The 19,235-nt window shown below is 46.2% G+C and carries 13 protein-coding genes; 11 read left to right on the forward strand and 2 right to left on the reverse strand.

Annotated features, from left to right (window positions below; genetic code table 11):
- Nucleotides 1-51 precede the first annotated feature (51 nt).
- The 4 genes from L1D31_RS12540 to recD all read left to right on the forward strand — a co-directional run bounded on the left by L1D31_RS12540 (nt 52) and on the right by recD (nt 10,560).
- Nucleotides 52-1,020: a TDT family transporter gene (locus L1D31_RS12540; RefSeq protein ID WP_239837453.1), complete on the forward strand. Its 969-nt coding sequence runs from the start codon at nt 52-54 to the stop codon at nt 1,018-1,020.
- Between the two features lie 94 nt (nt 1,021-1,114).
- On the forward strand, nt 1,115-4,576 hold the full coding sequence (recC, locus tag L1D31_RS12545; RefSeq protein WP_239837454.1) for an exodeoxyribonuclease V subunit gamma: 3,462 nt from the start codon (nt 1,115-1,117) through the stop codon (nt 4,574-4,576).
- 255 nt (nt 4,577-4,831) lie between these two features.
- Entirely contained in the window at nt 4,832-8,452 is a 3,621-nt protein-coding gene (gene recB, locus L1D31_RS12550) for an exodeoxyribonuclease V subunit beta (protein ID WP_239837455.1), read from the forward strand.
- Nucleotides 8,453-8,454: 2 nt separating this feature from the next.
- A complete protein-coding gene (gene recD / locus L1D31_RS12555) occupies nt 8,455-10,560 on the forward strand; it encodes an exodeoxyribonuclease V subunit alpha (RefSeq protein WP_239837456.1) in 2,106 nt (701 codons plus the stop codon).
- Nucleotides 10,561-10,583: 23 nt separating this feature from the next.
- On the opposite strand, the gene L1D31_RS12560 is transcribed toward recD, so the two are convergent.
- Together L1D31_RS12560 and argA are read right to left on the reverse strand one after the other, a co-directional pair.
- Nucleotides 10,584-10,763, reverse strand: coding sequence for a hypothetical protein (locus L1D31_RS12560; RefSeq protein ID WP_239837457.1), 180 nt, complete (start codon nt 10,761-10,763; stop codon nt 10,584-10,586).
- A 250-nt stretch (nt 10,764-11,013) separates the two neighbouring features.
- Complete coding sequence (gene argA, locus L1D31_RS12565) at nt 11,014-12,351, reverse strand: amino-acid N-acetyltransferase (RefSeq protein ID WP_239837458.1); 1,338 nt, start codon at nt 12,349-12,351, stop codon at nt 11,014-11,016.
- A 244-nt stretch (nt 12,352-12,595) separates the two neighbouring features.
- Here argA and L1D31_RS12570 point away from each other — a divergent pair, with 244 nt between their 5' ends.
- From L1D31_RS12570 to ispG, 7 genes are all read left to right on the forward strand, one after another.
- Nucleotides 12,596-12,976: a DUF2850 domain-containing protein gene (locus tag L1D31_RS12570; protein WP_239837459.1), complete on the forward strand. Its 381-nt coding sequence runs from the start codon at nt 12,596-12,598 to the stop codon at nt 12,974-12,976.
- A 79-nt stretch (nt 12,977-13,055) separates the two neighbouring features.
- Nucleotides 13,056-14,159, forward strand: coding sequence for a murein transglycosylase A (mltA, locus tag L1D31_RS12575; RefSeq protein ID WP_239837460.1), 1,104 nt, complete (start codon nt 13,056-13,058; stop codon nt 14,157-14,159).
- Nucleotides 14,160-14,252: 93 nt separating this feature from the next.
- On the forward strand, nt 14,253-15,062 hold the full coding sequence (gene tcdA / locus L1D31_RS12580; protein ID WP_239837461.1) for a tRNA cyclic N6-threonylcarbamoyladenosine(37) synthase TcdA: 810 nt from the start codon (nt 14,253-14,255) through the stop codon (nt 15,060-15,062).
- A gap of 17 nt (nt 15,063-15,079) precedes the next feature.
- Complete coding sequence (csdE, locus tag L1D31_RS12585) at nt 15,080-15,505, forward strand: cysteine desulfurase sulfur acceptor subunit CsdE (protein WP_239837462.1); 426 nt, start codon at nt 15,080-15,082, stop codon at nt 15,503-15,505.
- 165 nt (nt 15,506-15,670) lie between these two features.
- Complete coding sequence (locus L1D31_RS12590) at nt 15,671-16,795, forward strand: bifunctional tRNA (adenosine(37)-C2)-methyltransferase TrmG/ribosomal RNA large subunit methyltransferase RlmN (RefSeq protein ID WP_239837463.1); 1,125 nt, start codon at nt 15,671-15,673, stop codon at nt 16,793-16,795.
- 322 nt (nt 16,796-17,117) lie between these two features.
- On the forward strand, nt 17,118-18,104 hold the full coding sequence (gene rodZ, locus L1D31_RS12595) for a cytoskeleton protein RodZ (protein WP_239837464.1): 987 nt from the start codon (nt 17,118-17,120) through the stop codon (nt 18,102-18,104).
- A gap of 8 nt (nt 18,105-18,112) precedes the next feature.
- The gene (ispG, locus tag L1D31_RS12600) at nt 18,113-19,231 is read left to right on the forward strand and encodes a flavodoxin-dependent (E)-4-hydroxy-3-methylbut-2-enyl-diphosphate synthase (protein WP_239837465.1); all 1,119 of its coding nucleotides are present in this window, start codon (nt 18,113-18,115) and stop codon (nt 19,229-19,231) included.
- The last annotated feature ends 4 nt before the right edge of the window (nt 19,232-19,235 follow it).

A 19,235-nucleotide genomic window follows, 5' to 3' on the forward strand; every position in this document is an offset into this window, starting at 1 on the left:
CGTTTAGCAAGCGTAATATTGCCTCTGTAAAAGAAAGAGTGTGAGGCAATCATGATTCAAGCGACAAAAGCAAAAGTGATGGGTGCACCGACACCTATGGCAGGATTAGCGCTGGGGATTGCCAGTTTAGGCTGGTGTTGGGAAAACTTTGCGCCTTTGCATGGTTACGGCCAATGGGGTGGAGCTGCGCTAGCCAGTGTGTTGCTTATCGTTTTGGCAGTAAAGTTTTTATTTCATCGACATCTATTGATTCAAGATCTTGCCCATCCTGTGGTGGGCAGTGTGGTTCCGACATTTGCAATGGGCACCATGGTGGTGTCTCACTCACTCGGCCATTTTTCCCCAGTGATGGGAGATGCGCTTTGGTTAGGGGCGGTCGGGCTGCATATTATTTTTCTTGTTAGCTTTGTTTATCACCGCGCTCAGGAATTTGAACTTCATCATATGGTACCAAGCTGGTTTGTGCCGCCAGTGGGGATTATTGTCGCGGATGTGTCGTTTTCGGGTAATCCGGATCTTGCGATGATAGCACATGGTGCATTAGTTTTTGGCATGCTGGCGTATGCCGTTATGCTACCAATGATGCTTTATCGTTTTATGTTTACCCGCCAGGTGCCTGATGCGGCGAAACCAACCTTGGCGATTATGGCGGCCCCCGCGAGTTTATCCTTAGCTGGTTATCTGACGGTGTCAGCGCAGCCCTCGCCTGTGATTGTTGGCTTGTTGTTTGGCATCGGTGTTTTGATGACTGCGATCATTTATCTCTCGTTTTTCAGACTATTACGGCTACAGTTTAGTCCAGGTTACGCCGCGTTTACTTTCCCAATGGTCATTGGTTCAACAGCATTATTTAAGTTGGCAGGATGGATGCAACAGATCGGTGTTGAGGCTCATTATGTCGATCAAGTGCAAATGTTAGCGAGCTTTGAGCTGATAGTCGCGACCGGGGTTGTGGGATATGTCGCATGGCGTTACTTCAGCTTCTATCAGCCTCACAAAGTCATAGTGCGTAATGCGTAGCCTTTTGATGCATTGATAGGCGTATAATGATCAAGAAAGTGATGCACTTATGCTAATCTCAACCCAATTGTGGCAAGAATAGTGTGAGTGCATTTTGTTTACTGTCTACCATTCCAACCAAGTTGACGTTTTAAAATCTTTACTCGTCGAATTGGTTCGGCTTAACCCACTGGATAACCCGTTCGAAAAAGAGCAAATTCTGGTTCAGAGCCCGGGAATGTCTCAATGGCTGAAAATCGAGTTAGCTAAAGAATTTGGTGTCGCTGCAAACATTGAGTTCCCACTCCCTGCTACTTTCATCTGGAATATGTTCACTCAGGTATTACCAGATGTGCCTCAGCGAAGTGCATTCAACAAAGAAGCCATGACATGGAAGCTGATGTTTATTCTTCCTGAGCTTCTCGAGCAAGTCGAGTTCGAAGCACTTAAGCACTATCTGGTGGATGATGAAGATCAGAGTAAGCTGTATCAACTGGCTGAAAAAATCGCTGATATTTTCGATGGTTATCTGGTTTATCGCCCTGAGTGGATTGCCAGCTGGGAAGCTGGAAAAACTGTGGCGGAACTGGGTGAAGAACATTGCTGGCAGCCTATTTTGTGGCAGGCATTATACGACCATACTGTGGCGCTTGGGCAGTCACCTTATCATCGCGCCAACCTTTACGAGCATTTCATTGATACGCTGGAAAACAGCAGTGGTCACTTTGAATATTTACCGAAGCGATTGTTTGTTTTTGGTATCACTTCGCTACCCCCTCGTTACATGGACGCACTGAAAGCCATCGGTGAGCATATTGATGTCCATCTGATGTTTACTAACCCTTGTCGTTACTATTGGGGAGAGGTGCGCGATCGTAAATACCTTGCCCGTTTGGCGGCTCGGCATCGACAGCATTTGGTATGGAAACAAGACCACTCTGAGCTGGAGGGCGAATCTCAGCAACTGAAAGGTGATATCGAGCAAAACCTTGATGATGAACTGCATACCAATGTGGTCGGTAACAGTTTACTTGCTTCGATGGGCAAGTTAGGTCGAGATAATATGTATTTACTGTCTCAACTAGAGGCTCACGAAATTGAAGCGTTCGTGGATATTGATCGTGATTCTTTGCTGCATCACCTACAGGCAGACATTCTTAATCTTGAAGAGCATCAGGATGATAAAAAACTTGATGATAGCTATCACAAACAGGTGATCGATGCACAGGATCGCTCGGTCACATTGCATGTTTGCCATAGCCCGATGCGTGAAGTGGAAGTACTGCATGATCAATTGCTGGCGATGTTTGATGCAGATCCAAGCCTTAAACCACGCGATATCATTGTTATGGTCGCAGATATTAATGCCTACAGTCCGGCTATTCAGGCTGTGTTTGGCAATGCACCGGGTGAGCGCTTCATCCCTTATTCTATTTCTGACCGAACGGCTGATCAGGAAAGCCCGATTTTGCATGCGTTTATGCAGGTTGTTAACTTGCCGAATACCCGCTGTCTTGCTTCTGAGTTACTCGAATTGCTAGAAACACCTGCTATTTTGGCGCGATTTGGTTTAAATGAAGATGAATTCATTCAAGCGAAGCAATGGGTTGAAGAGTCGGGCATTCGTTGGGGACTTAATCACCACACTGGTGAAGAATTTGATTTACCTGAAATATCGCAAAATACTTGGCAGTTTGGTATTCAGCGTATGTTACTTGGGTATGCGATGCCAGAGTCTGCAGGTTTACTCGAAACCGAAAGTGGTTTGTTGTCACCCTATAATCAGGTTCAAGGCATGGGCGCTGAGTTAGCGGGGAAACTGGCCCACTTTATCGAAACCGTCAGTCATTACCGCAGCCAACTATCCAAAACCCAGCCTATTGAGCAGTGGCGTGAGACATTAACGCTAGCATTGGATGACTTCTTTCGTGTTGATTTGGAGGGCGAAGCCGCGCTCAAGTCGATTCGAGATACGCTCACATCTTTAAAAGATCAGCTTCAAGATGCTGCGTATAAACAAGCGTTGACGCCAAGTATAGTCTCGCAATATTTGCATAACAAACTGTCTGGAACTCGAGTCAGCCAGCGCTTCCTCGCTGGCCAAGTGAACTTTTGTACTTTGATGCCGATGCGCTCAATTCCATTTCGTACCGTCTGCCTACTTGGGATGAACGATGGTATTTACCCTCGAACGGTTCCACCGGAAGGGTTTGATCTAATGAATGGCCGAGCGAAGCCCGGTGATCGCTCTCGTCGGGATGATGACAGATATCTATTTTTGGAAGCCTTATTATCAGCACAGCACACACTTTACATCAGCTATGTAGGTCGCTCGATTCAGGACAATACTGAGCGAGTGCCATCGGTATTAGTGTCTGAATTAATGGAGTATTGCCAACAAAATTATTGCTTGGTAGGAGATGAAAACTTAGCGGTGGATGAATCGGGTCAGCGTTTACTGAGTTGTATCCGAGCCAGTCACCCAATGGTGCCATTTAGTCCAAGTGCGTTTGTTGAAAATAGTGCTAGTTACGCCAAAGAATGGTTACCTGCCGCAAGTCGACAAGGTCAAGTCGGTGGACAGTTCAATCGCCAGTTAAGTGATTATTTGTTGGATGCTGTGTATCCGCTTGAACTGGACTTGGTTGAGTTACAACGTTTCTGGCGTTTACCTGTACAGTATTTCTTTAATCGCCGTCTAAAAGTGGTGTTTGAACCCCCATTACCTGTGATGCAAGATGATGAGCCATTTGTGCTGAATGGTTTAGAAAGCTATCAAATGCGTGATAGCCTGCTGGAGCTGTTGCTTGAGCACCAGCTCAGTGGAGAAGGGGACCAGCAAGCCATTATTAATGATTTCATTGCTCACCAGCGTGCACAAGGTAAGCTACCGGTAGGCGCATTTGGTGATATCGAATTTGAAACTAATCGGGTTCAAGCCGAAGAACTGGTAGAAAAACTTGCTTGGCTATGTGGTTCACCTAACGACGATCTTGAAGTGAAACTGGCCTTTGATGTATTGGGAGAAGGTAAACCTGTTAAGTTAACGGGGTGGCTCACTCAGAGCTATCAATCGGGATTAGTCCGCTTTCGTAGTGGACGTATTCGCGCTCAGGATTACCTTGCTGTCTGGATCGATCATTTAGCCATGAATGCGATGGGGCATTATCAATGCTCGCACATGGTTGGTTATGATCGTAAAGAAGGCGTTGTACACCTAACGTATCCAGCGTTAGAGAATGCAGCGGTTGCTCAATCGACACTGGGAGAGCTGGTTCGTTTGTTCTATCAAGGAATGACAACGCCTTTAGCGTATTTTCCTAATACAGCTTTAGCCTGTGTCGAAGCTGGCTTCAATCGTGGCAATTGGGTTGATGATGAAGAAAAAGCGCTAAAGAAAATGGCAGACACATTTAACGACAGTTACTTGAGTCCAGGGGAAGGTGCGAATTGTTATATTGCCCGTATCTGGCCTCAATGGAGTGAAGAGTTGGCGATGCAAGTTAGGCTTTTGACGACGTTAGTATTACAAGCGCCGAGGCTTACAGTGAAAAACAATCAAGAGATAGATAAATAGGTGGCCGCCAGGAAATCATTATTTGTGTAGGGTGTTTTCTGTACGGCCACAGGTCAGAGGGACCATGATTTGGTTGCTTAGCGTCAGGCATGACCAACGTAAGTCGTGCTGCGCATACTATCGGTAAGTCCACTCGCTTGTCGTGAGAAAGGTCTCATAAAATCCTATCTTGAATAGGATTGTTATTGATAAATATCATTTTAAAATCTAGGTCACACTTGGATCTGGAATTAATGCATCAAGGGCTCGAATTTTATGACATCCACGTCAATGGTACCGTCACTGAATACCATGACTTTTCCACTTCATGGCGCGCGCTTAATTGAGGCGTCGGCTGGAACCGGTAAAACCTTCACTATCGCAGGTTTGTACCTTAGGCTATTGCTGGGCCACGGCTGCTCAGAGAGCAAACATCAACAGCCATTAACGGTCGACCAAATACTGGTGGTCACCTTTACCGAGGCGGCAACTGCCGAGTTGAGAGCCCGAATTCGAGCCCGAATTCATGATGCAAGGTTGGCCTTTTCACGTGGGCAAAGTCATGATCCTGTTATTCAGCCTTTGCTTGAAGACATTGACGATCATTCTCAAGCGGCTGATATTTTACTCCAAGCCGAAAGGCAGATGGATGAAGCGGCGGTATACACGATTCATGGCTTTTGTCAGCGTATGCTGACTCAAAATGCGTTTGAGTCAGGTTGTCGGTTTAATAATGAATTCGTCACGGATGAAAGTCACCTCAAAGCTCAGGTTGTGGCAGATTACTGGCGACGCAATTTTTACCCGTTACCTTTTCAGCTTGCTGGTGAAGTGCGGCGAATATGGGACTCTCCTGCTGCATTACTAACAAAGATCTCTCCATACTTAACAGGAGCGCCATTACAGCTATCAGTGCCCGCGATGCAGGGCAGTATGGCTGAGTTACATGCCAAGAATCTTAAGCAAATTGACGATCTCAAAACGATTTGGCGTCAAGGTCAGCAAGACTACCTTGCTCTGATCAATGAATCAGATGTCAATAAACGAAGCTACACCAAAAAATCATTGCCTGCCTGGCTTGAAGTGGTCGATATGTGGGCAGAGAGTGAAACTACGGGCTATGACTATCCGGATAAACTGGAAAAGTTTGCCCAGAATGTTTTACAAGAGAAAACACCCAAAGGGCAGGCTCCAAGCCACCCCACTTTTTTGGCGATTGAGCAGTTTCTCGCACAGCCTATCAGCTTGGAAGCACCATTGCTGGCACATGCTATAGAGCAGTGCCGTGATATGTTAGCGAAAGCAAAGCAGCAGAAACAGTGGTTGTCGTTTGATGATCTACTCACGCAACTTTCTGCCGCGATTGATGGAGATGACAGTGAACAACTGGCTCAGCGGATTCGCTCTCTCTATCCGGTCGCCATGATTGATGAATTCCAGGATACTGATCCGCTTCAATACAGCATATTCAGCCGTATCTATCTCGATAACCCTCAATGTGGCTTGTTTATGATTGGCGATCCCAAACAGGCCATTTACGGCTTTCGCGGTGCGGACATTTTTACTTACATTAAAGCACGTAATCAGGTTTCCTCACACTTCACCCTAGGGACTAACTGGCGTTCTAGCTCAGAGATGGTTGCTGCGGTGAATCAGATGTTTCAAACGCCAGATAGTCCTTTTATCTACGATGAGGATATTCCGTTTGTTCCGGTTAACTCGAGCCCGAATGCAGATAAACGTCGATGGATGATCGACGGGCAACCTCAACCAGCAATGACTTACTGGTTACAAGAAGCGGAAGAGAAGCCTTTAGCGAAAGGTGACTATCACCAAGCCATGTCACAAGCCTGTGCGAATAAGATCCATCATATTTTGTCGGCCGCGCAGAATGATCAAGCATGTTTTGATGACGGAAAGTCGCAACACGCCATTCAGGCTGGAGACATTGCGGTGTTAGTTCGAACGGGCAGAGAAGGTCGAATGATCAAACAAGCCTTGGCTGAGAAGGGGATTGCCAGCGTCTATCTGTCCAATCGAGATAGTGTGTTTGTCTCACAAGTGGCCGAAGATTTACAGCGCTTGCTCCAAGCTGTGCTCACACCAGAAAACGATCGAGCTTTAAGGGCTAGCCTCGCGTCGGAGTTACTTTCCCTTGATGCAGGAAGCCTCGACAAACTCAATAACGATGAAAACGAATGGGAAAACGCCATTAATGAGTTTAAAGAATATCGTCGTTTGTGGAGCCAGCGTGGCGTACTGCCGATGCTGCGTAGCGTAATGAGTAAAAGGCACATCACTGAGAGACTGCTCGAAGAAGAAAACGGTGAGCGATCTCTGACTGACTTTATGCACATCGGAGAGCTGCTCCAGCAAGCCAGCCAAGAGCTAGACAGCGATCACGGTTTGTTGCGCTGGTTGGCACAATCGATCAGCGATGCCCGTAATGGATTAGGAGGCAGTGACGATCAAATCCAGCGCTTGGAATCGGAACGCAATTTAGTCCAGATAGTAACCATTCACAAATCAAAAGGATTGGAATACGAATTGGTGTTCCTGCCGTTCGTATTCAGTTATCGAGAGGCGAGTGAAGCCAAGTACTACGATAGTGCTTTGGACAAAACCATTCTTGATATCACTAAGCAGGATGCGTCATTACAGCAAGCTGATAAAGAGCGTTTGGCGGAAGATTTGCGCTTGATCTATGTTGCTCTTACCCGAGCTGTTTATGGTTGTTTCATTGGTACGGCTCCGTTGCGTAATGGACGCTCGACCAAAGAACCGACAGGTGTACATCGCAGTGCGATGGGGTACTTATTACAAAACGGCGAACAAGGTGGCATCGCAGATTTAACAGCAGCGCTGCACCAACAGGTTCAGCAACTGAGTTGTGTTCGAGTGGAAGGATTGCCGGAAAGCGTCAATGAAAAGCTGGTGGTTCGAGAAGCAGAACAGCAAGCACTACACGCCAATGAGTTGAACAATGAAATCGACCGTAATTGGCGCATAACCAGCTATTCAGGTTTGGTAAAGCAAGGCACAAGTCACCATTTTGAGGATGCCGTGACGGATATTTTGTTGTTGGATGTCGATTCCTCTGATGAGCTGCAGGACGAAGAGGCGCTGGAACCTGAGAAGAGTATTTTTACTTTCCCCAAAGGCGCTAGACCCGGTACCTTCCTTCATACCCTGTTTGAAGAAGTAGAGTTTACCGAACCTGCCACGTCAGACAATAATAGTGAAATTATTGTGAGTCTAATGGAGAGTGAGCAGTTAGACTCCGCTTGGCTACCAGCTTTGCAGCAGCTTGTCGACACGGTACTGGCTACCCCTCTGGATGGTAAGCAACTGAAACTCAATCAAAAGCAGCCGGCTCAGCGTTTAGTGGAAATGGAGTTCTTGTTGCCGATTGAAATACTGACAGCACCGGCATTGAATCGAGTTATTCAGCGTCATGACCCTCTGTCTGCCAAAGCGGGCGATCTGGGCTTTCATTCCACACAAGGTATGCTGAAAGGGTTTATCGACTTGGTGTTTGAACATCAAGGCAAGTATTACGTGCTTGACTGGAAGTCCAATTACCTTGGAGGTGATGTCGCAGATTACCACGGCGAGGCCCTGAAATCGGCAATGGCGGATCACCGCTATGATCTGCAATATCAAATCTATGTGTTGGCTTTGCACCGCTTCCTGCGATCTCGTGTGCCAAATTACAATTACCAGACCCACTTCGGCGGAGTCTATTACCTGTTTTTACGCGGTATGGATGGGGCAAGTGGCCACGGCATTTTCTCAGCGCGTCCGACGCTTGAATTTCTTGAAGACATGGACAGCCTGATTGATGGGCGTCCTATCGAACCGAAACAGTCCAGCTCTGGTCAGATGGAGTTACTCTAATCATGCAAGTTCTCTTTTCGTGTCTGCAGTCTCTGGCGAGCAAAGGCTCAATCCGACAAATTGATTATCAGTTTGCTCGTTTTGTTCTCGCCCAAAGTAACGATGAATATATTGCGTTTATGGCGGCGGTACTCAGTTGTGAGTTAGGTAAAGGGCATATTTGCTTACCACTGTTTGACCATTATGGGCAGGCTGTGGACTTGGCTGCCAAATTAGGGTTGTTTGGCGAGGCGGCAATTGAGCTGAATCAATGGTTGCAGAAGGTGAATTGGCCATCACGACTTGAGTCTTCCTCCCTAGTTGGCAAGCAAGGGCAGTCAGCTCCGATGACTTTTGACGGCGAGCGACTTTACCTGCATCGGTACTGGCATTATGAAGTCGTATTGGCGAGTCGTTTGAATAGCTTTGGGTCACTAATGATCTTAAAGCCTATAGAGGTTCAAAAGCTAACAGAATTGCTCAATCATCTGTTTGCCAGAAACTATCATTATCTCTTTACTGCTCTGGCCTCCGCGCAATCTGAAGGGAGTTCGACCCCCGTACTCAGACAGCAGTTAGTCTGCGATCATCTTGATGTTGTGGGCAGTGAGCTGCTCGATTGGCCTACCATAGACCAAAAGCTCCTTCATGTGACCAAAATCGAGCAATTGAATGTGTTGGATCAGTTGGTGCCTTTGTCGGTGTGCGTCAACTGGCAGAAGGTCGCTGCTGCGGTAGCGTTGACGCGCCGCTTTGCGGTGATTTCTGGTGGGCCGGGAACTGGAAAAACCACCACAGTGACAAAGTTGCTTGCTGCGTTAATCACTCAGGCGAACCAAGCTGGCGAAGAACCTGTGATTAAGCTCGTTGCGCCAACGGGGAAAGCCGCCGCGCGTTTGACGGAATCTATCGGTAAAGCCGTAGCCGAACTTCCTGTTGAACCTGCGCTTAAAGATCAAATTCCAACCGATGCTAGCACTTTGCATCGTTTACTCGGTGCGGTGCCAAATAGCGTAGAATTTCGTCACAACCAGCACAACCCACTTCATCTCGATATCTTAGTCGTGGATGAAGCTTCCATGGTCGATTTGCCTATGATGTATAAATTGGTGGACGCCTTGCCAAAGCATGCTCGTTTGGTATTACTTGGAGATAAAGACCAACTTGCTTCTGTTGAAGCCGGTGCGGTGTTGGGTGATATTTGCGCTTTTCACCAGCAAGGCTATAGCGCGAGTCAAGCTAACATGATTGCCCAGCTTACGGGATACCAGACATTAGCTCACACAGCGAATACCGCTGTGAGCATTGCTGATAGCTTATGTATGTTGCAAAAGAGCTACCGATTCGATGCGCGATCAGGAATCGGCCAACTAGCGAAAGCGGTTAACTCTGGTTCAACACAAAAAGTTGATTGGGTGTGGCAGCGAGATTTTAAAGATATTGCTAAATTTCCTATCAATGGCGAGAGCTACAGCCAGATGATTCAGACCTTGGTGCAGGAATACAGCCATTACTTGCAGCGTATCGGGCAAACCGTGATAGATCCCGATACCGAACTGGCTGAAACCACTCATCAAAGGGCAAAGGCCGCGCTGCAGCTGTTCTCTAAATGTCGTTTGTTGTGTGCTGTGCGAGAAGGTGACTTTGGCATTACCGGGCTTAACGTCCGAGTAGAACGTGCGCTCAAAGCTCGTAAACTGATCCAAACTCAGGATGAGCTTTGGTATCACGGCCGACCTGTCATGGTGGTGCGTAACGACCATACGTTGGGCTTGTACAATGGTGATATCGGCCTTTGTCTGCGTGATAACTCGGAAGGGGGAGAGCGACTCAAAGTGTTTTTTGAATTACCAGATGGTTCTGTCAAAGCGGTGCTTCCAAGCCGAGTGCCGGAGCATGAAACGGCTTTTGCGATGACGATTCATAAATCTCAGGGCAGTGAATTTGAACACACCCTAATGATATTACCACCAGACTTTACCCCAATTTTGACACGTGAACTCATTTACACTGGAATTACGCGTGCCAAGCAAAGATTGAGTTTGTATACCGATGAAAGGGTAATGTCGCGAGGGGTAAAAATCAGAACAGAAAGGGCAAGTGGTTTGGTAAGTCGTTTGCAACAATGACCATCCATGGCTATTGATAAAATTTATCGAATGGATCGACTAAAAGAGATGCTACGAATACGATATTTCTCTTGGTAATTCAATATGAATGCTTTTAACCCCTTGCTGACAGGGAAGACGCAGTGGACGTCCAACCCTTCCAGAAGTTCGTTATCAGCCATATCCCAGAAGCTCTGGATGGAGTTACAGATGATGGTTTTCATCGGTTATTTGCTCTTAGTGACGTTGTTATCTACCTCAAGCAATCCGTGCGACTTACAGGAGTATTCACCTGTAAGTTGAAGACATGTCCAATAGGGCTCCCTCTTCCGCTAAGGGGAATTAGGGAGCTCGAATTTTAACCAGTTAATGTGACAAAATAAAGTGGAAAAATGGATCACAATGGAAAGAAAGGTGTTTCATCTGTGAGACGAGATTGAGAAACTGACTAACTCCTTGTCTTATTACTATGCATTACAGTTCAATAGCTAAGATCTTCGATTTTCTCTGATAGTTGTAGAGGTTTTGTTTTTGCGAAGGAAGAAAGTCGACGGACATTTCACCAAACCCCTGTTCACGGAACCAATGCAAGCTTCGGGTTGTGAGAACAAAAATATGTTTAATTCCTTGGGATTTTGATTGCAGTTTGATGTGATTGAGCAGCAGAACTCCACGATTGCCATCACGGTATTCAGGGTGAATCGCGACGCATGCCATTTCTGCCATTTTTTCTTGTGTGTAGGGATACAGCGCAGCGCAGCCAATGATCAAACCATCTTTCTCGATTATCGTGAACTGATGGATTTCCTGCTCTAGTTGCTCTCGGGAGCGTCTGACTAAGACTCCCTGTTCTTCAAGTGGGCGAATCAGATCTAAGATGCCCCCAATGTCATCAATGTTTGCCTGGCGAACTTGCTCAGCACTGGCTCTGACGATTTGGGTACCGATGCCATCTAAGGAGAACAACTCCTGAATTAAGGCGCCATCCACTTTATAACTCACCAAATGGCTGCGTGGTACGCCAGCGCGACAAGCGGTCGTAGCAGCGCGAAGAAACCTGAGTGTGCCAGAGGCGTTATCGCCACTAGTGTCACTGTCTTGTTCCAGCTTTTCCAGAAATTGTTCCGCTTCTCTAGGAAAGAGCTCTGCAACAGCATTGCCATTATGATCAATAACCCCTTGCTCAGAACAGAAACCAATCAGCTTATCAGCACGAAGCTTTATTGCGACTTGAGTGGCAACTTCTTCTGATAACAAATTAAAGGATTCGCCTGTGACTGAGCTGGCAATCGGGCCAAGTAGAACGATGGAGCCTTGATCGAGTGTGCGATTAATACCCTCCACATCGATTCGGCGAATGCGACCACTGTGGTAGTAATCAACCCCATCGTCGATGCCTAAAGGTTGTGCGATGACGAAGTTGCCGCTGACGACATTAAGCTGAGTCCCTGCCATTGGTGTATTACCAAGACTCATCGAAAGTTGAGCGGTAATGGCTAATTGGAGTTGTCCAGCTGCTTGCATCACAAAGTCGAGACTGACCTCATCGGTCACCCGTATACCTTTGTGGTAGGGCGTATCATGTTGGCATTGTTGAAGAATTCGATTGATTTGTGGCCGGGCACCATGAACCAGCACGATTTTTACGCCAAGGCTGTGAAGTAGAGCCAGATCGCTAATAATATTAGCAAAATTACCATCTGCTACCGCTTCTCCCCCCAGCATGATCACCATGGTTTTACCGCGGTGAGCGTTCACATAGGGCGCGGATTGTCGGAATCCTTTGACTAAAGCGGTATTACGAATCTTCACTATTTATCCAATTGGTGTGAATTTATATGTAAATATATTGCTTTTTTATTCCGTTGTCGGCAAGTTTTTTTTGGTTATAGGCATTAAATTTCGATTAGATGGAACAATGGGATTATTTTAAGGGCTTATAGATTGGTCTGGTTTGATAAGTATTTCTAGCAAAGTGAAGTAATTAGGTTAACACTTAATGCAATCATTAAACTTGTCAGTTGTTGTGGCGTGAAGTCAAATTAGGCGTATCAAGTTGACGAAAAAGAAACTGTTAGAGCGAGCGGTGCTCATCTTTGCTATTGCGTTGGCGATTGCTTCGATATTTGTGGCGAAGGCATTGTATGAGCACTACCAAGATATTCAGCACCCCAATTCAATGATATATGGAACATGGGTTGAACAGGGAGTTGCACCGTACTCAGCGGATCGTTTTGTACTGAATGAAACCGGAGTGGTTATTGATGGTGGTGTTGTCGATACCCGCTTTCGTTTCAACGGTACCTATGTTGAGTTTCGGGTAGGCGAAATAGAGCGTCGTTATCTGATCCTCAATCAGGATTTCAGTCAAATGAGGCTGATTTCTGAGCCTCGCTACCAGCCTGTCTATTCAATTGTCAGAAAAGCTCAAAAATAACATCCGTTAACGTCTATCCGATTGCGCTAAGCCTTTGAGTTTGTCATCCTTTGTTTCGGGCTTGAAAGGAATAAAACCTGTGTTCAAAAAATATCTTCCAATTTTGGCGGCTAGCATTTTGTTTGGCTGCGCGCAACCGCACGATCGTGCTCAACAATATCTTGATGGTGAATTTAATTCGATTCTGAATAAAACAGCTGTGGTCGAATCAGATAAGCCACGGGATTTTACTGAGTTCACCAAACAGTCACAGCAGGTGATCAATAAGTCGCCCTCAATGGCACGCATTTATCAATCACTGTATGAAAAACTCAATGAATGGGTGTTACAGAGTGGTGATCCAGCACAGTTAGGCGACTTTGGCATTCAAACGGCTCAGCTAGGAGGCGGTGATAAGCAAGGTAACGTCTTGTTCACTGGTTATTTCTCGCCAGTGATGGAATTGCGTCACGAGCCGAATGAAACGTACAAGTATCCGGTTTATGGCAAGCCGGAATGTGATATTGATTGCCCGACACGCGCACAGATTTATGATGGTGCGCTGGAAGGTCAGGGCTTAGAACTTGGCTATGCCGCGAACATGATAGACCCATTTTTGATGGAAGTTCAGGGGAGCGGGTTTGTCCATTTTGAAGATGACGACACGCTGGAATATTTCGCTTATGGAGGCAAGAATAACAAGGCTTATATCAGTATCGGAAAAATACTGATTGAACGTGATCAAGTACCGCGGGAAAAAATGTCTTTAAAAGCCATCAAAGAGTGGGTGTTGGCTAATGATGATGCAACAGTGCGCGAGCTACTTGAACAGAACCCATCGTTCGTCTTTTTTGAGCCAAGAGCTGATGCGCCTGTGACTGGGACGGCAGGGATCCCGCTGCTGCCAATGGCTTCTGTTGCCGGTGACCGATCTATTTTCCCAATGGGGACGCCTATTCTCGCTGAGGTACCTTTACTTAATGCGGACGGTACATGGAGTGGTGCGCATCAATTGCGTTTACTGATTGTTCTTGATACTGGCGGGGCGGTGAAACAGAATCACCTCGATCTCTATCATGGAATGGGACCAAGGGCAGGGACAGAAGCTGGCCATTACAAACATTTTGGCCGAGTTTGGAAATTGGGTTTAGAAAACTCCGCTACTCAAGCACCTTGGGCATTGCCGCCGGAGAAGTTACAATAGCTTGAGCTTAACTCAACCTAGACTTTTTAATAAAGAGTGCGTATAAATCGCACTCTTTATTTTTGTACTATTACTCGGCGGAAGAACAGCACTATGCGCGAACTTGATACTCCGGCTTCAGACAGCTACAACCAACGTTTTGGCGGCACTCGACGTCTCTACGGTAATAGCGAAGTGGAAATCCTTCGTGCGGGACATGTTTGTGTTATTGGTATTGGTGGCGTGGGCTCTTGGGCAGTCGAAGCATTAGCTCGTACAGGTATCGGTGAGTTGACCTTGATTGATATGGATGACGTGTGTGTCACTAACATCAACCGTCAGATCCATGCAATGAGCGGTACAGTGGGACAGAGTAAAATTGAAGTGATGGCTGAGCGTGTAAAGCTTATTAATCCAGAGTGTAAAGTGAACCTGATAGATGACTTTATTACCCCTGACAACCAACACGAGTATCTGTCAAAAGAGTTTGATTACGTGCTTGATGCAATTGACAGTGTGAAAGCGAAAGCATCACTGCTAGCGTATTGTCGTAGCAACAAGATTAAAGTGATCACTACCGGCGGCGCGGGTGGGCAAGTCGATCCAACCCAGATTCAGGTTGCTGACTTGACCAAAACCATCCAAGACCCATTGGCGAAAAAAATCAAAGACACTTTGCGCCGTCACCACAACTTTCCCAAGAATCCGCAGCGTAAGTTTGGGATTGAATGTGTGTTCTCAACGGAACAGCTTAAATACCCTCAGCCAGATGGCAGTGTATGTGGTGTGAAGTCGACAGCGGAAGGGCCTAAGCGTATGGACTGTGCTAGTGGTTTTGGTGCGGCAACTGTCGTGACCGCAACATTTGGCTTTGTGGCGGTATCGCGCATTGTCGAGAAGCTGATTCAGAAATACCGTAAATAGTTCGTTTGGAGATTCTTATGTCCTCATTCCCACCGTCACCTTTTGGCACTGATATTCAAGCAGAAGACATCGTTACGACTATGCAAGGCTTTAAAGGTTGGGAAGATCGTTACCGTCAAGTTATTCAGTGGGGAAAGAAGCTTCCTATGATGCCTGAAGAGCTGAAGTCTGAACAAGTCACGGTTTCAGGTTGTGAAAGCCAAGTTTGGCTGGTGAGTGAAAATATAGATGGTGCGTGGCATTTTTGCGCTGATTCTGACGCACGTATTGTTCGTGGCCTTATTGCACTGGTCATGGCGGCTTATGACGGCAAAACCAGTACAGAAATTCAGACATTTAATATAGATGAGTACTTTGAAAAATTGGGCCTTATTGCCCATCTCAGCCCGTCGAGAGGCAACGGCCTAAAAGCCATTGTTGAGCAAATAAAGCAAGTCACCTGATAACCGCATTCCTCTGGTTTGGCGGGGGGATTATATCTGTATGAAATTTAATCACTGAGATATTAATGCCTTAAAAAATACAGGGTGTTAGACCTCTTGTTGTCGCTGAATAAAGGCTGTACAATTCGCGCCCTTAATTAATGTTACGTCGTTTCGTGAGGCCACATGACCACTGAAAAAATCAATCTACTCGACTTTGATCGCAAAGGGATGCGCCAGTTTTTTGCAGAAGAACTGGGTGAAAAAGCATTTCGTGCTGAGCAAGTAATGAAGTGGATCTATCATTTCGGTGTCGATGACTTCGAAAAGATGACCAACATTAACAAGAAACTACGTGAAAAACTGATGCGTCGTTGTGAAATCAAAGCGCCAGTGGTTGCTGAGGCTCAGCATTCCTCTGATGGCACGATTAAGTGGGCGATGAAGGTTGGCGATCAGGATGTCGAAACGGTGTATATTCCAGAAGATGATCGCGCGACGTTATGTGTGTCCTCTCAGGTTGGTTGTGCATTGGAATGTAAGTTCTGTTCAACGGCTCAGCAAGGCTTTAACCGCAACTTGAAAGTTTCTGAGATTATCGGTCAGGTTTGGCGTGCTGCACGCGAAATTGGTTTGGAAAAAGAGACAGGGCGTCGCCCCATCACTAATGTTGTAATGATGGGGATGGGTGAGCCTTTGCTGAACATGAAAAACCTGATCCCTGCGCTTGAATTAATGCTGGATGATCTTGGCTTTGGTCTTTCAAAGCGTCGTGTTACCGTATCAACATCAGGGGTCGTTTCTGGCTTGGACCAGATGACTGGGCAAATTGATGTCGCGCTGGCAATTTCTCTACACGCACCAAACGACAAACTACGCAGTGAGATTATGCCAATTAATGATCGCTGGGATATCGAAGACTTCCTCGCTTCAGTTCGTCGTTACATCGCGTCATCAAATGCCAACCGCGGAAAAGTGACGGTAGAGTATGTGCTGCTGGATCATGTCAATGACGACATGGACCATGCCCGTGAGTTGGCTGAGTTACTCAAAGATACACCATGTAAGATCAACCTGATTCCATTTAACCCTTACCCAGGTTCACCTTACAAGAAGCCAAGTAATTCACGTATTGACCGGTTCCAGAAAACATTGATGCAATATGAGCATACAGTGACAGTGCGTAAAACGCGTGGTGATGATATTGATGCTGCTTGTGGTCAATTGGTCGGAGATGTTATCGATCGCACTAAACGTACAGCGATGCTTCGTGCAGCGAAGGGCGACACAATTGAAGTCAAAGCCGTTTAATTGAGAGTTTTGATGGAAAAGCCAGAGTTCAACTCTGGCTTTTTTGTAAATTGGTATTGCTAAATTATGTCAAAATCAGGAAAAACCTTGAGCTGCTTGTAATTTATGCGCCTTTTCTATGTTGTTTCATCTCTGATATCTATTAGAATTAAACTTTAGTGCTTTAGAGGTTATTCCTCTGCGATTTTAGTGAAGCACTTTTAAGCAATTTGGTGAGGCGATGTCCTCAAAAATTCTGGATTCTGAACAAAACCAGCACCACTAACGAAAAATAATAAATGTGCGATTGGCTGGAATCCCCTTGAAAAGAGACGTTATAAAAATGAGTGCAGAACAGCAAACTGCGGTACAAGAAGAGAACAAAATCGAAGCGGGTACGATTTTAAAGCAAAAACGAGAAGAACTTGGTCTGACACAGCAGCAAGTGGCTGATAGGCTGCGTCTTCGTCGTTCTATCATTGAAAACATCGAATCTAACCAATTTGAGAGTGAGCAGGTTGCCACCTTCACTCGTGGGTATTTGCGCTCTTATGCTCGTGTCGTGGGGATTAAAGAATCTGTCGTGCTGTGTGCGCTTGATGATTGCGGAGAAGCGCAACATGAAGAGCACAAGATGCAGAGCTTCTCGCAGAAGACCAATAAAGAAAAACACGATAGCCGCATTATGACCCTCACTTGGGGTATTTTTGCCGTTATTGTGGGTATTTCTTCTGTGTGGTGGTGGCAGAACCAGGAAAACAGCGTTGTTGAGTTGACGACGGCAACTGAGCAGGAAATGAAAATTGAGCAAGAACTGGCGGAGAATAACCAACTCGACTTTGCTGCTATTGAACCGAGTTTGATCAATGAGTCGCCAGAAGCTCAGCAATTGGTTGAGCAGCCATTGGAAGAGGTGACGACTTCGGTTGCCGCTCAAGGCAATGAGCTTGAAGTGATTGAACCACTGAAAGCTGCCACTCCTGCGGAAACAGCTGAGCCGCCTGAAGAAACTCTAGCTGTAGAAGCAGAACCGGAACCATTGGTGGCAGAAGAAAGTAAATTGCAAGCGTCTGCCCCAGAACCCGCTACCAATCAGAATTTGCTTGAAATGTCATTCAGCGATGATTGCTGGATTCAAGTAAAAGATGCGACGGGGAAAACGCTGGCTACAGGCATTAAGAAAGCGGGTCATGATTTGCAAGTCAGTGGCGAAACACCTTATAAAGTGATTTTGGGAGCCCCTGAAAACGTTTCAATGACATTATCAAGTGAACCTGTTGACCTTTCTGGGTATACTTCAGGCAAAGTAGCAAGATTCACCTTACCTTAGAATTAAATATGCAACACGAATCTCCTATCAAACGTCGCCCATCGACTCGTATTTACGTGGGCGATGTGCCCATTGGTGACGGCGCTCCGATTGCTGTGCAGTCGATGACGAATACCAGAACAACAGACGTCGAAGCGACTGTTGCACAAATTAAATCACTGGAAAATGTCGGTGCGGACATCGTTCGCGTGTCTGTACCAACCATGGATGCGGCTGAAGCATTCAAACAAATCAAACAGCAGGTGAATATCCCGTTAGTGGCTGATATTCACTTTGATTACCGTATTGCGTTAAAAGTCGCGGAATACGGTGTGGATTGTTTACGTATCAATCCGGGCAACATTGGTAAAGAAGATCGCATTCGTGCGGTGGTTGATTGTGCTCGTGATAAAAACATCCCGATTCGTATTGGGGTGAACGGCGGATCTTTGGAAAAAGATATCCAGATGAAGTACGGCGAACCCACACCTGAAGCGTTAGTCGAATCTGCGATGCGCCACGTTGATATTCTTGATCGTCTTAACTTCGATCAATTTAAGGTCAGCGTTAAAGCATCAGATGTCTTTCTGGCGGTTGACTCCTATCGCTTGCTAGCGAAAAAAATCGATCAGCCGCTTCATTTAGGTATTACAGAGGCAGGTGGGGCGCGTGCTGGCTCAGTGAAGTCTTCTGTCGGTCTGGGAATGCTATTGGCGGAAGGTATCGGAGACACGCTGCGTATTTCATTGGCTGCGAACCCTGTTGAAGAGATCAAAGTCGGTTTTGATATTCTTAAATCTCTACGTATTCGCTCTCGTGGTATCAACTTCATCGCTTGTCCAAGCTGCTCGCGTCAAGAGTTTGATGTGATTGGAACAGTGAATGCGCTTGAAGAACGTCTAGAAGATATTATCACTCCAATGGATGTCTCCATTATCGGCTGTGTTGTCAATGGCCCAGGTGAAGCAGAAGTTTCTCATCTTGGTCTTGCCGGCAGCAATAAGAAAAGCGCTTTCTATGAAGATGGCAAACGCCAGAAAGAGCGCTTTGATAATGATGATCTGGTTAGCCAGCTGGAAGCCAAAATTCGTGCTAAAGCTTCAGTGATGGACAAGCAAAACCGCATTGACGTAAAAGTAAACGATTAATCTC

The organism is Vibrio sp. Isolate23 (genome assembly GCF_022398095.1).
GTDB lineage: Bacteria > Pseudomonadota > Gammaproteobacteria > Enterobacterales > Vibrionaceae > Vibrio > Vibrio coralliilyticus_A.

Coding starts and splice junctions, on each gene's coding strand:
- recB (WP_239837455.1), top strand. CDS start 4,832: ATGACATCCACGTCAATGGTACCGTCACTGAATACCATGACTTTTCCA.
- recD (WP_239837456.1), top strand. CDS start 8,455: ATGCAAGTTCTCTTTTCGTGTCTGCAGTCTCTGGCGAGCAAAGGCTCA.
- tcdA (WP_239837461.1), top strand. CDS start 14,253: ATGCGCGAACTTGATACTCCGGCTTCAGACAGCTACAACCAACGTTTT.
- rodZ (WP_239837464.1), top strand. CDS start 17,118: ATGAGTGCAGAACAGCAAACTGCGGTACAAGAAGAGAACAAAATCGAA.
- csdE (WP_239837462.1), top strand. CDS start 15,080: ATGTCCTCATTCCCACCGTCACCTTTTGGCACTGATATTCAAGCAGAA.
- L1D31_RS12560 (WP_239837457.1), bottom strand. CDS start 10,763: ATGAAAACCATCATCTGTAACTCCATCCAGAGCTTCTGGGATATGGCT.
- L1D31_RS12590 (WP_239837463.1), top strand. CDS start 15,671: ATGACCACTGAAAAAATCAATCTACTCGACTTTGATCGCAAAGGGATG.
- ispG (WP_239837465.1), top strand. CDS start 18,113: ATGCAACACGAATCTCCTATCAAACGTCGCCCATCGACTCGTATTTAC.
- L1D31_RS12540 (WP_239837453.1), top strand. CDS start 52: ATGATTCAAGCGACAAAAGCAAAAGTGATGGGTGCACCGACACCTATG.